The following is an 11,866-nucleotide window of genomic DNA, read 5'->3' as shown; positions in this document are numbered from 1 at the left end:
TCAGGTTGTTGTGTGGGGGTTACGGCTTTCGGTCAGAACAGGCTCTACGATGAGCAGGGTGCTGTGGATCTCGGTAACGCGGCAAAGCGCACCGGGGCCAAGGGTGTCGCCGGGGGTGGCGCAGCGGGCATTCCAGTCCACGCCGTCCAGCCGCACCCGGCCGGGGACTTCGGCGGTGACAGGGGAGAGCACGATGGCCTCCCGTCCCAGATTGCGGTCGCCGTTGGTGGCGGTATGTTTGAGCCGCAGCTTTGCCGCCAGCGGGCGGAAGGCTGCAAGGCACAGGATGCTTACCACCAGAAAGACCACCGCCTGAACCCGGAACGACCCGGTGAACACACAGCACAGTAATGCGGCGGCAGAGCCGATGGCAAACCAGATGGAGGTCATATTAAAGGTGCTGGCCTCCAGTGCCAGAAAGCCCACGGCTGCAGCCAGCCAGAGAATAGGGGAGATCTGCATGGTATGTTACCTCCTTATGCTGCTATTATACGGCATCCCCTTAGGGGAAGGTCAAGAGCTTTTTACTGGAACGTTGCACAGAAAACAAAATATAGACAAAAATGGAAAAGAAAGGATGAAAATGGGACAGAAAAACACCCAAAAGGTATTTCGCTGTCCCGAAAAATTGATTTACTGAATATCGTAGTAGCTGTGGTTGGGGTTGTGGCCGTTTTCCTCCACCACGATGGTAAAGCCCATGGGGTTTACCTCAGTGTGCTTGCCGGAAGCCAGCGGCTCCACGATGATGTGCTCAGAGCGGTTCACGATGATCTCCGCAGTCTCGGTCTTACCGATGCGCTGGTAGTGCAAAATGCCGTCCTCAGCCCGCAGCACCCGCAGTTCACCGGTGCGGAAGGCTTCGCAGCTGTGGCGCAGCTGCGCCAGCTGTGCCAGCACCGGGCGCAGCCGCTCCTCGTGGCTGTCCCAGCAGAAGAAGGCGCGGTTGAAGGGGTCGCGGTAGCCCTGCATCCCGATCTCATCGCCGTAGTACAGGCAGGGTACGCCGGGCAGGGTGTAGATGATGGCATAGGCCATGCGCAGGCGCAGCATCCCTTCCTCGTAGGCTTCGCCGGTCACGCTGCGGCCGCTCTGCCACTCCCGGCCGCGCCCGTTGGCGGGCTCGTCCGCGATCACGGTCAAAGCACGCTCGGTGTCGTGGGTGGACAGGAAATTCAGTGCCGTGTTGATGGCAGGGGCAGGGTAGTGCTCGCAGATGGAAAGGATCTCGTTGGCGGCCTGCTGGGCGGGCTTGCCCTTGACAAAATCCAGCACGGAGTTCTTGAAGGGGTAGTTCATCACGCTGTCCAGCCCCTTGCCCAGCAGGTAGGTGCGGCGGTGGTCAAAGCCGAACTTGGTTGTGGCGTCCTCCCACACCTCGCCCAGTAAAAACTTTTCCGGGCTTACCCGCTTGACGGCGGTGCGGATCTTCTCAATGAACGCGTCCGGCAGCTCGTCGGCCACATCCAGCCGGAAACCGGCAGCACCCCGACGCAGCCATGTGTCGATCACGCCGCCCTCGCCGGTGATGAATTCCACAAAGGAGGGGGTCTCCTCGTTGACCTCCGGCAGGGTCTCGAAGCCCCACCAGCTGCGGTAGCCGCCCTTGTACTTGGGGTCAAAATCGTACCAGCTGCGGTAGGGGGAGTTGGGGTCGCGGTAAGCGCCGCCCTCGCCGTAGCGTCCCTCGCGGTTGAAATACCGGCTGTCGGAGCCGGTGTGGCTGAATACACCGTCCAGCACGATGCCGATGCCGTACTTGGCGGCCTCGCGGCAGAGCACCTCAAATTCCTCGTTGGTGCCCAGCAGCGGATCCACGTTCAGGTAGTCGGCGGTGTTGTAGCGGTGGTTGGAGTGCGCTTCAAAGATGGGGTTCAGGTACAGGTAATCCACGCCCATCTCCCGCAGGTAGGGGAGCTTTATGCGGATGCCCTCTAAATCGCCGCCGAAGTAGTCCTCGTTCAGGTGGCCGCCGGTCTCGTTGGGCTGCCAGAAGGGCTCGGCGTGCTTATCGGCCTGATACAGCCGATCCGGGAAGGGCATGGGCTTGTTCTCAATGCCCTCGCAGAACCGGTCCGGGAAGATCTGGTAGAACACCTTGCCCTTGATGCACTCCGGCGTCTGGAAATCCGGCTCGTAGACCGTGATCTGCCAGCTTTCGCCCTCCTGCCAGCTGACAACGCCGCAGTTGTCTGCCCCGCGCACGATGCGGCGGAAGTCAGTATACAGGTCAAAGTAATAGAAGTATAAGCCCGGGTCGCCCAGCACAACATCCACCGAAAAGTGGTTCTGGTGGGGGGTCTGGCCGTCAAATTTCATGCGGTAGTGCACGGGCACATCGTATTTGCCCTCCTTTTGCAGTACAAGGTGCGGGTCCACATAGCCCAGCTCCTCGGGGATGCACAGGGTCAGGTGCACAGTCTGCCCGGCGCGCACGGCACCAAAGGGCTGCTTAAAGTAGGGGTCGTAGCTGTTGAACAGACAAGACAAAAAGATCGTCCTTTCTCAAAAAAGCCCCGGCGGGCGAAATGCCACCGGGGCTTTGCGGTTTTACAAAGGGAAATTACTTGCCCATGGGCACGGGGGAAGCGTACCAGATATCGCGGGCGTAGTCCAGCACGGCGCGGTCTGCGCTGAAGATGCCGCTGTTGGCAATGTTCTTCAGGCTCATGCGCGCCCAGGTCTCGCGGTCAGCATACAGCTTCTGCAGGTCGGCCTGTGCACGGCGGTAGTCCTTGAAGTCAGCCATGACCATGTACGGGTCGCTGCTGCGCAGGTTCTCGGTGACCTCGTGGAAGTTCTCGCCGTTCCAGCCGCGCTCCAGGAAGTTCAGGGCGCTGTTGGCAACGTCGTCGCCCATGATAAAGGCGTTGGGGTGGTAGCCCACCCGCTTCAGGTTGTTCACCTCAGGGGTCAGCATACCGAAGATCAGCTCGTTCTCCTTGCCGGCAGCATCGGCGATCTCCACGTTTGCACCGTCCAGAGTGCCCAGCGTGATAGCACCGTTCAGCATGAACTTCATATTGCCGGTACCGGAAGCCTCGGTGCCTGCCAGAGAGATCTGCTCAGAGACCTCAGCGGCGGGCATCAGGTGCTCGCTCAGGGAGACGCAGTATTCCTCCAGATAGACCACGCGCAGCTTGTCGCGCACAGCGGGATCGTTGTTGATCAGATCGCCCAGCTTGCAGATCATGCGGATCATCTGCTTTGCCATGTAGTAGCCGGGAGCAGCCTTTGCGCCGAAGATGTAGGTCTTGGGGATAAAGTCGGCGTTGGGGTTCTCCTTCAGGTACAGGTACTGTGCAGCGATGTTCAGCGCATTCAGGTGCTGACGCTTGTACTCGTGCATACGCTTGACCTGGCAGTCAAAGATGGAGTTGGGGTCGATGACCTGACCGGTGCTCTTTGCCAGATAGCTTGCAAAGTCCTTCTTGTTGGCCAGCTTGATCTCGTTCAGCTTCTTCAGCACGGTCTTGTCATCGGCGTACTTGTTCAGCTTGGTCAGATCGGAAGCATCGTGCTTGTAGCCGTCGCCAATGGTCTCGTCCAGCAGCTTGCACAGACCGGGGTTAGAGGCCAGCAGCCAGCGGCGGTATGCAATGCCGTTGGTCACGTTCTTGAAGGCGTTGGGCTTGAACAGGTAGTAATCGTGGAAAACGCTCTCCTTGATGATTTCGCTGTGCAGCTTGGAAACGCCGTTGATGCTGTTGGCAGTGTAGGCGCAGATATTAGCCATGCGCACCTGATTGTCGCCGATCAGTGCCATGTAGTCGATCTTGCCCTGATCGCCGGGGAAGGCCTTTGCCAGCTCCTCGCGGGCGCGGCGGTCCATCTCCACCACGATCTGGTAGATGCGGGGCAGGGTCATCTTGAAGATGTCCACGTTCCACTTTTCCAGAGCTTCGGCCATAACGGTGTGGTTGGTGTAGGAGAACACCTTCTGGCAGATGCTGAAGGCCTTGTCCCAGTCAAAGCCACACTCGTCCAGCAGGATGCGCATCATCTCGGGGATGGCCAGGGTGGGGTGGGTGTCGTTCAGCTGGATGGCGACCTTGTCGGGCAGGTTCTCCAGCGTAGCGTAGCTGGACAGGTGGTTCTGCACGATATCGCCGATAGAAGCAGCGGACAGGAAGTACTGCTGACGCAGGCGCAGGATCTTGCCCTCAACGTGGTTGTCGTTGGGGTACAGCACCTTGGAGATGAGCTCGGCGTTGGCGTTCTTGCTCATGGCGGTGTTGTAGTTGCCCAGAGAGAAGCTGGACATATCAAAGTCCGGGGCCTTTGCCTGCCACAGACGCAGCTTTGCAACGCCCTTTCCATCGTAGCCCTGCACATACATATCGGAGGGGATGGCCATGACGCTGTTGTAGTTGGTGTGCTGGATGTAGTGGAAGCCGTTGTCCCAGTTCTCGTGGATCTCGCCGTCAAAGCGGATCTCCACAGCCTGATCCGGGTGGCTCTTCAGCCACACCTGACCGCCGGGCAGCCAGTTGTCGGCGCGCTCCTGCTGCCAGCCGTCCACGATCTTCTGCTTGAAGATGCCGTACTCGTACAGGATGGAGTAGCCGGTGCCGCAGATATCGGTGGTGGCCATGCCGTCCAGATAGCAGGCTGCCAGACGGCCCAGACCGCCGTTGCCAAGGCCTGCATCGGGCTCTTCCTCAAAAATGCTGTCCAGATTGATGTCGGCATCGGCCAGTGCCTTCTTGGCCACCTCGTCCAGACCCAGATTGAACAGGCTCATCTTCAGGCTGCGGCCCATCAAAAACTCCATGCAGAGGTAGTAGACCTGCTTGGTGCCGGTGCCGATGGCCTTGGACTGGAACTTTTTGTGGTTCTCGCTCATCATCTGACGGCAGATCAGAGCCAGAGAACGGTAGATCTGCTGGTTGGAGGCAACATTCAGCTCCACACCGTACTCACTGGTGAGCTTGTCCTGAAGAATTTTGCCAAATTCTTTTGATGTCATAGTGTGCTCCTATCCGCATAAGCGTTTGCTTTGCTAAAATAATTGAGTAGATAATAGCAGCAGAAACGTTCCCTCTTTCGCCCGGCTGCCAACATAACAACGTTATTATAATATGAACGATTTATAAATGCAAGGAAACAGGCGCTTTTTTTCCGTAACTGCTATTTTTTCAGGCCACTTTCTGACAAATATGCCGAAATTTCAAAAATTCCACTTTTTCTTGCGGCGCATTTATATTATAATAGAAGGTAGAACTGAACCGCGAAACGCTTTTCGGGGAGTAATTCCGGCAGTAATGGCACAGGAAACTCCATCGAAACGTTTTCGAATGCAGAAACGTTACCGGGAACGGTTTCAAATCCCGGTAAAATGCAGAACAAACGGCCTTGCGCCGTACAGATACAGGATAAAAAAAGGGGAAAACACCATGGTAAACAAGGTAAGGGTCAACATTGCAGGCACACCGTATGCCATCGCCACCACAGATTCGGAAAAGTACATCCTTGGTCTTGCCAAAAAGCTGGATGAGGACATCACAAAGCTGCTGGACACCAACGACAACCTCTCGGTGACCAAGGCGGCGGTGTTCTGCGCGATGGATTATCTGGACGAATACCGCAAGAGCACCGGCAGCGCTGAGAATATGCGCAGTCAGATCCAGGACTACATCGCAGATGCAGCCCGGGCAAAGCTGGCCGAGGACAAGGCACTGGCCGAGAATGCCGTGCTGCGCCGGGAAGCTGCCGCCCTGCGGGAACAGCTGGCCAAGGAGCGTCAGCGCGAGACCCGCCGGGAGGAGCGCGCCGCCCGCGCTGCGGCAGAGACTGCACAGGAGCAGCCCGCCCCGGAAGCCCCGGCGGCAGACAGTGCGCAGGCAGACGAGACCAATTGAATGTACCTTATATAAATAGAAGTCAGAAGGAGAACTATGGCAAGGATCGAGATCTTAGCCCCGGTGGGCAGTGAAGAAATGCTCCGCGCGGCGGTGTTCAGCGGCGCAGACGCGGTATATCTGGGCTTTTCGGGTTTCAACGCCCGCACGGGTGCCGGCAACTTTGACGCAGACAGTCTGCAGGAGGCCGTGCGCTTCTGCCACGCCCGAGGCGTGGCGGTGCACGTTGCGCTGAATACGACTGTGTATGGCACCGAACTGCCGGCGCTGGAACAGGCTATCCGGGCGGTAGCAGCCAGCGGTGCGGATGCGGTCATCTGTCAGGATCTGGCAGTGGCTACTTTAATTGGTAAAATTGCCCCGCAGCTGCCCCGGCACGGCTCTACCCAGATGAGCGTCCACACCCTGCAAGGTGCACTGGAACTGAAGGAGCTGGGCTTTACCCGGGTGGTGCTGGCGCGTGAGCTGAGCCTGCCCGAGGTGGAGCACATCACAAAGCACTGCGGCATCGAGACCGAGTGTTTCATTCACGGTGCGCTGTGCATGAGCGTGAGCGGCCAGTGTTATATGTCCGCCTTTCTGGGCGGGCGCAGCGGCAACCGGGGCTCCTGTGCGGGCCCCTGCCGCCTACCGTTCGAGGCCAATGCTCTGCCGGAGGGCAAGCCTGGGCGGCTGCATCACCTCTCCCTCAAGGATAACTCTGCCATCGACAAGCTGGACAAGCTGCAGGCGCTTGGCGTAGCATCGGCAAAAATCGAGGGCCGTCTGCGCACGCCGGAGTATGTGGCGGCGGCGGTCAGCGCCTGTCTGGCAGGCCGCGAGGGCCGCGCCTACGACCGCGACCTGCTGAAGAACGCCTTCAGCCGCTCCGGTTTCACCTCCGGCTATCTGGACGGAAAAATCGATGGCACTATGTTCGGTGTGCGCAGTGAAGCCGACGCCGAACTGACTAAAAAGACCCTGCCCATGCTGCGCGAACTTTACCGCCGCGAGCGCTCCCGCGTGCCAGTGCAGATGAAGCTGGAAATTGAAGAGGGCGGCGAAAAGCTGACCGTCACCGATGCCGACGGTAACAAGGCCTTTGCCTATGGGGATGCCGAGCCGCAGCCTGCCCGCACCGACCCCACCGAGAGCCTGAACCGCAGCCTGACAAAGACCGGCGGTACCCCCTTTACGGCAGAGAAGATCACTGTGGAAATGGACGGCGGGCCGTGGTTCATCCCCGGCAGTGCCGTGAACGAGCTGCGCCGGGAAGCACTGGATGCCCTGCTCAAAAAGCGGGAGGTGCTGCGCCCTTGGCCGACCACCGAGGAGCACGTCGCCGCCCTGCCGCAGCGCACTCTGCCGCCCCATCGCACCCTGCGCGCCCGGTTCGAGCGCTGGGAGCAGGTGCCGGAACGGGCGCTTGACGGGGTGGAGTACCTCATTCTGCCCGTTGCGCAGGCCGACCGCGTGCCCCGGGAATGGCGGGCAAAGACCCTTCTGGAGCTGCCCCGGGTCATGTTCGGTGCGCTGGAGCAGGACACTGCCCGCCGCATCGCAGCCACGCAGGACGCGGGCTTTGCCGGGTACGAGGTCAGCAACATCGCCCACCTGCGGCTGTGCCGTGGGCTGCCTATGACCGGCGGCTTCGGGCTGAACATCACCAACAACGTAGCGGCGCAGTTCTATGCAGAGCAGGGGCTTTCCAGTCTGCTCATCCTGCCGGAGGTGAAGGACAGCGATATTGCGTCCATTGCGCCCACCCGGAACGGTAAGCCTGTGCCCACCGGCGTGATGATCTACGGCCACATGCCGCTGATGCTCACCCGCGCCTGTCCGCTGCAAAATATCCACGACTGCGCTCACTGCGATAAGACCGGTGTACTGACCGACCGCAAGGCCAAAAAGTTCCCGGTGCGGTGCGGCCTTGGGGTGCGCACCATCTATAACCCGGTGCCCATCTATATGGGCGATAAGCCCGGCGCACTGGCGGTGGACTACGGTGTGGCCTACTTTACGCTGGAATCCCGCGAGGAGGCGGCGCAGGTTCTGGACAGCATCCGCACCCACGCCCCCTTTGAGGGCGAGTTTACCCGCGGTCTGTATTTTAAAGGAACGAACTAACAAAAAATGAAACGAGGTTATACGATGGAACCCATCACTGTAAAATATAAGGTACTGGATGCCCGGGCAAAGGTGCCTGCCTATGCCACCCCCGGCGCAGCTGCCGCCGACCTGTGCGCTGTGCTGGACGCACCGCTGACCGTTGCCCCCATGCAGCGGGTGCTGGTGCCCACCGGCCTTGCCATCGAGTTGCCGGGTGCCCATAGCGTGGCGCTGGTGTACGCCCGCAGCGGCCTGTCCATCAAGCACGGCCTGTGCATGGCAAACGGCGTGGGCGTGGTGGACAGCGACTATCGCGGCGAGTTGAAGGTGCCCATGGTCAATCTGGGTGCCGAGGCTTATACCATCCAGTCCGGCGAGCGGGTGGCGCAGCTGTGCATCGCCCCGGTGTACACCGCCGCCTTTGTGCCCGCCGAGGAGCTGGGCGACACCCAGCGCGGTGCGGGCGGCTTTGGCTCTACCGGAAAATAACCCTCTCCGCCAATGCTTCGCATTGACACCTCCCTGAGAAGGGAAAACGTTAGAAGAGTAAACTGACTGATAGAAAAAGCTCTCCCATTCGGGAGAGCTGTCACCGCAGGTGACTGAGAGGGTTTTATGAATCATTTGATCTTAGCTTCCGGCAGCCCCCGCAGACGGGAACTGCTCTCCCTGTACACCACCGATTTCACCGTCTGCGTCAGCGATTTTGACGAGAGTGCTGTTACCGCCCCCACCCCGGCGCAGTTGGTAGAGCAGCTGGCTATCGGTAAGTGCCTCGCGGTGGCAAAGCAGCACCCGGATGCTGTGGTCATCGGCTGCGACACGGTGGTGGATGTGGACGGCACCGTGTTCGGCAAGCCCCACGATGCCGAGGACGCCAAGCGGATGCTGCGCGCCCTCTCCGGCAAGACCCATCAGGTGCACACCGGTGTGTGCATTGCAAAAGGGGACAGGGCAGAGCATTTTGTGGACAGTTGCAAGGTGACCTTTTTCCCGCTGGGGGAGGAGGAAATTGAACTCTACACCACCACCCCGGAACCCTACGATAAGGCTGGTGCCTACGCCATTCAGGGGCGCGCGGCTCTGTGGCTGGACCGCATCGAGGGCGATTACTACACCATTATGGGGCTGCCGGTCAGCCGCACCGTACAGCTGCTGGCGCATTTTTTGTGAGAAAAATGGAAAAATGATAGAAAACTTGCCGAAACGCTTGAGAAATGAAGCACTTGCGGCTATAATAGAACCGTGTTATTCTGCGCAGGAGGGTCTGTTTACCGCAGACTGTCCGGCATTCTGGGATAGATTTAAGGAACGATCGTAAGGAGAATTGGAACAATGAGTTTTCTGTCAAAGGACGTTGGCATTGATCTGGGTACTGCCAATACTCTGGTCTACATGAAGGGCAAGGGCATCATCATGCGTGAGCCCTCGGTCGTGGCGGTGGACACCAAGACCGACGAGGTGCGCTGCGTGGGCGGCGAGGCAAAGGCTGTCATCGGCCGTACCCCCGGCAGTATCGTGGCGGTGCGTCCCCTGAAGGACGGCGTCATCGCTGATTTCGACATCACCGCAAATATGCTGGAGAACTTCCTCAAAAAGGCCTGCGGCAACAGCATGTTCTCCCGTCCCCGGGTGGTCATCTGCATCCCCTCCGGCGTTACCGAGGTGGAGCGCCGCGCAGTGCGCGAGGCTACCCTGAAGGCCGGTGCCCGTCAGGTGTCTGTCATTGAAGAGCCCATGGCTGCTGCCATCGGTGCAGGCCTGCCCATCAGCGAGCCCACCGGCAGCATGATCGTGGATATCGGCGGCGGCACGGCGGAGATCGCTGTCATCTCTCTGGGCGGTATCGTGGCTTCCCGCAGCGTGCGCATGGCCGGTGATATGTTCGATCAGGCCATCATTGCTTTCATCAAGCGCAAGTACAACCTGCTCATCGGTGAGCGCACTGCCGAGCAGATCAAGATCGAGATCGGCTCTGCCTATGCGCTGGACCCGGAGCTGACCATGGAGATCAAGGGTCGCAACCTTGTGGACGGTCTGCCTAAGAACATCGTGGTGCACTCTGAGGATGTGCGCGGCGCGCTGCTGGAGTGTCTGGTCAAGATCACCACTGCCATCAAGGAGACGCTGGAGCGCACCCCGCCGGAACTGAGCGCAGATATCATCGACCGGGGCATCACCCTGACCGGCGGCGGCGCTCTGCTGCGCGGTCTGGATCAGCTGATCCAGAGCGAGACCGGCATTGACGTCCATATTGCGGAGGACCCGCTGGATTGCGTGGCCAAGGGTGCCGGTGCGGTGCTGGATCATGTGGATGTGCTGCATGATGTACTGGACACCGATGGAGGACATATGTAAGAGCGGCTCTCTGCGGAGAGAACTGCTTTAAATGCGGAAAAGTTTCAGACACAGCAGCTGTGCGTTTTTCCGCTGCAAACACTGCATCTTGCGCGGATGGCACGGCTGTCCGCGCTTTTTTCATGCAAAGGCCTGCGGTAGGGCGCGGGCACCCCGACAGGAGGGAAGCACCCTTTGAAAGATTTTTTTGATACTTGGAAATTCAAGATCCTTGTGGCCGTAGCAGTATTTCTGGTGGGCATCATGGCCTACGCCGGTGCCAACGGCCGCCTGACCGCTGCCCCGCAGGAGCTGCTGGGCGTGATCCTGACCCCTTTCCAGAAGGCGGCGGCTGTGGTCGGCGGCGGCGTGGGTGCGGTGTGGGAAAAATACACCAGCATCGATGAAGTCATGGAGCAGAACGAGCAGCTGGAAGCGGAAAACGCCGAGCTGCGCCAGCAGATGGTGGACTACGACCGCATCAAGGCCGAGAACGATGCCTACAAGGCGCTGGCGAACATTCAGAAAAAGAACAGTAATGCCACCTATGTGTCCGGCTTTGTCATTGGCCGCGACCCGCTGGACGAGTTCGGCGGCTTCACGCTGGACAAGGGCACCGCAGACGGCGTAGCGGTGAACGATGCGGTCATCAGTGACCGGGGCTATCTGCTGGGCATGGTGGTGGAAGCCGACCCGACCAGCTGCAAGGTGATGACCATCCTGCACCCCAGCTTCAACGCGGCAGGCGTGGTCTCCCGCACCCGGGAAAACGGTATCCTGAACGGCAATACCACCTATGCGGCGGATGGCCTGTGCACCCTGACCAATCTGGAGCGCAGCACCGAGACCCGCGCGGGCGATCAGGTCATCACCACCGGTCTGGGCGGGGTGTTCCCGCCGGATCTGCTGGTGGGTACGGTGCAGGATGTGGTGCCGGAGGCCAGCGGCAAATCCTCCATTGCGGTGGTGCGCCCCGGCGCCGACCCCCGCACCGCCAAGCACGTTTTTATCATTACTGCGTACTAAGGAGGGCACACTGCTATGGAATCTCGCCGCAAGCGCAGCCGCAGCCAGCTGCTGAAGTGGGGCTGCTATGTGCTGGCGCTGTTTGTGTGCGCCGCTTTGCAGACTACGCCTGGGCTGTTTCAGCTGGGGCAGGCAAAGCCGCTGCTGGTGCTGCCGCTGTGTCTGGCGGTGGCAGTATTTGAGGGAGAGTTTGCCGGGGCGCTGTTTGGCACGGTAGGCGGTCTTTTGTGGGACTACGCCGCCGGGCGCACGGTGGGCATGCTGGCGCTGGAACTGCTGCTGCTCTGCTTTGGGGTATCGGTGCTGGTGCAGCTGTATTTGCAGGTAAACCCCGGCAACTTTGCCGCAGTAAGCACCGCAACGGCGCTGGTGGTGCTCTCGCTGGACTGGCTGTTTTTCTATTATATGCCGGGCTATGCCAGCGCTGCGCTGCGGTACATTGCCTTTGTACTGCCCAGTGCAGTGCTGACCATCCCGGCGGCGCTACTGGCCTTCTGGCTGGTGCAGCGCATCCATGACGGGTTTGGGATCGACAACGGTGTGGTCTAACCCGC

10 protein-coding genes are annotated in these 11,866 nt (G+C 59.8%); 7 read left to right on the top strand and 3 right to left on the bottom strand.

Going from position 1 to position 11,866, the window contains the following annotated elements; genetic code table 11:
• The 3 genes from WMO44_RS04840 to WMO44_RS04830 form a co-directional block, all read right to left on the bottom strand.
• Window positions 1–462: an NfeD family protein gene (locus tag WMO44_RS04840; RefSeq protein WP_055185021.1), complete on the bottom strand. Its 462-nt coding sequence runs from the start codon at window positions 460–462 to the stop codon at window positions 1–3.
• Between the two features lie 171 nt (window positions 463–633).
• Window positions 634–2,490: a glycoside hydrolase family 13 protein gene (locus WMO44_RS04835; protein WP_270563894.1), complete on the bottom strand. Its 1,857-nt coding sequence runs from the start codon at window positions 2,488–2,490 to the stop codon at window positions 634–636.
• Window positions 2,491–2,563: 73 nt separating this feature from the next.
• Window positions 2,564–4,969, bottom strand: a complete 2,406-nt coding sequence (locus tag WMO44_RS04830; protein ID WP_015537872.1) for a glycogen/starch/alpha-glucan phosphorylase — start codon at window positions 4,967–4,969, stop codon at window positions 2,564–2,566.
• Window positions 4,970–5,396: 427 nt separating this feature from the next.
• On the opposite strand from WMO44_RS04830, the gene WMO44_RS04825 reads away from it, so the two are divergent.
• The 7 genes from WMO44_RS04825 (at window position 5,397) to mreD (ending at window position 11,861) form a co-directional block, all read left to right on the top strand.
• Window positions 5,397–5,861, top strand: coding sequence for a cell division protein ZapA (locus WMO44_RS04825; RefSeq protein WP_055185026.1), 465 nt, complete (start codon window positions 5,397–5,399; stop codon window positions 5,859–5,861).
• A gap of 36 nt (window positions 5,862–5,897) precedes the next feature.
• Window positions 5,898–7,967 carry a U32 family peptidase gene (locus tag WMO44_RS04820; protein WP_349151919.1) on the top strand — a complete coding sequence of 690 codons (2,070 nt, stop codon included), beginning with the start codon at window positions 5,898–5,900 and terminating at the stop codon, window positions 7,965–7,967.
• Window positions 7,968–7,991: 24 nt separating this feature from the next.
• Window positions 7,992–8,438 (top strand): dUTP diphosphatase, encoded by a 447-nt coding sequence (gene dut / locus WMO44_RS04815; protein WP_349151918.1) that lies wholly within the window; start codon window positions 7,992–7,994, stop codon window positions 8,436–8,438.
• A gap of 126 nt (window positions 8,439–8,564) precedes the next feature.
• Window positions 8,565–9,122: a Maf family protein gene (locus WMO44_RS04810; protein ID WP_097779661.1), complete on the top strand. Its 558-nt coding sequence runs from the start codon at window positions 8,565–8,567 to the stop codon at window positions 9,120–9,122.
• Window positions 9,123–9,284: 162 nt separating this feature from the next.
• Window positions 9,285–10,307, top strand: coding sequence for a rod shape-determining protein (locus WMO44_RS04805; protein ID WP_005923497.1), 1,023 nt, complete (start codon window positions 9,285–9,287; stop codon window positions 10,305–10,307).
• A 174-nt stretch (window positions 10,308–10,481) separates the two neighbouring features.
• On the top strand, window positions 10,482–11,312 hold the full coding sequence (gene mreC, locus WMO44_RS04800; protein ID WP_349151917.1) for a rod shape-determining protein MreC: 831 nt from the start codon (window positions 10,482–10,484) through the stop codon (window positions 11,310–11,312).
• 15 nt (window positions 11,313–11,327) lie between these two features.
• Window positions 11,328–11,861 (top strand): rod shape-determining protein MreD, encoded by a 534-nt coding sequence (mreD, locus tag WMO44_RS04795; protein ID WP_349151916.1) that lies wholly within the window; start codon window positions 11,328–11,330, stop codon window positions 11,859–11,861.
• The last annotated feature ends 5 nt before the right edge of the window (window positions 11,862–11,866 follow it).

The sequence above is a fragment of the Faecalibacterium tardum genome, from assembly GCF_040096515.1.
Taxonomy (GTDB): Bacteria; Bacillota; Clostridia; order Oscillospirales; family Ruminococcaceae; genus Faecalibacterium; species Faecalibacterium tardum.
This window is presented reverse-complemented; position numbering and strand designations above follow the sequence as displayed.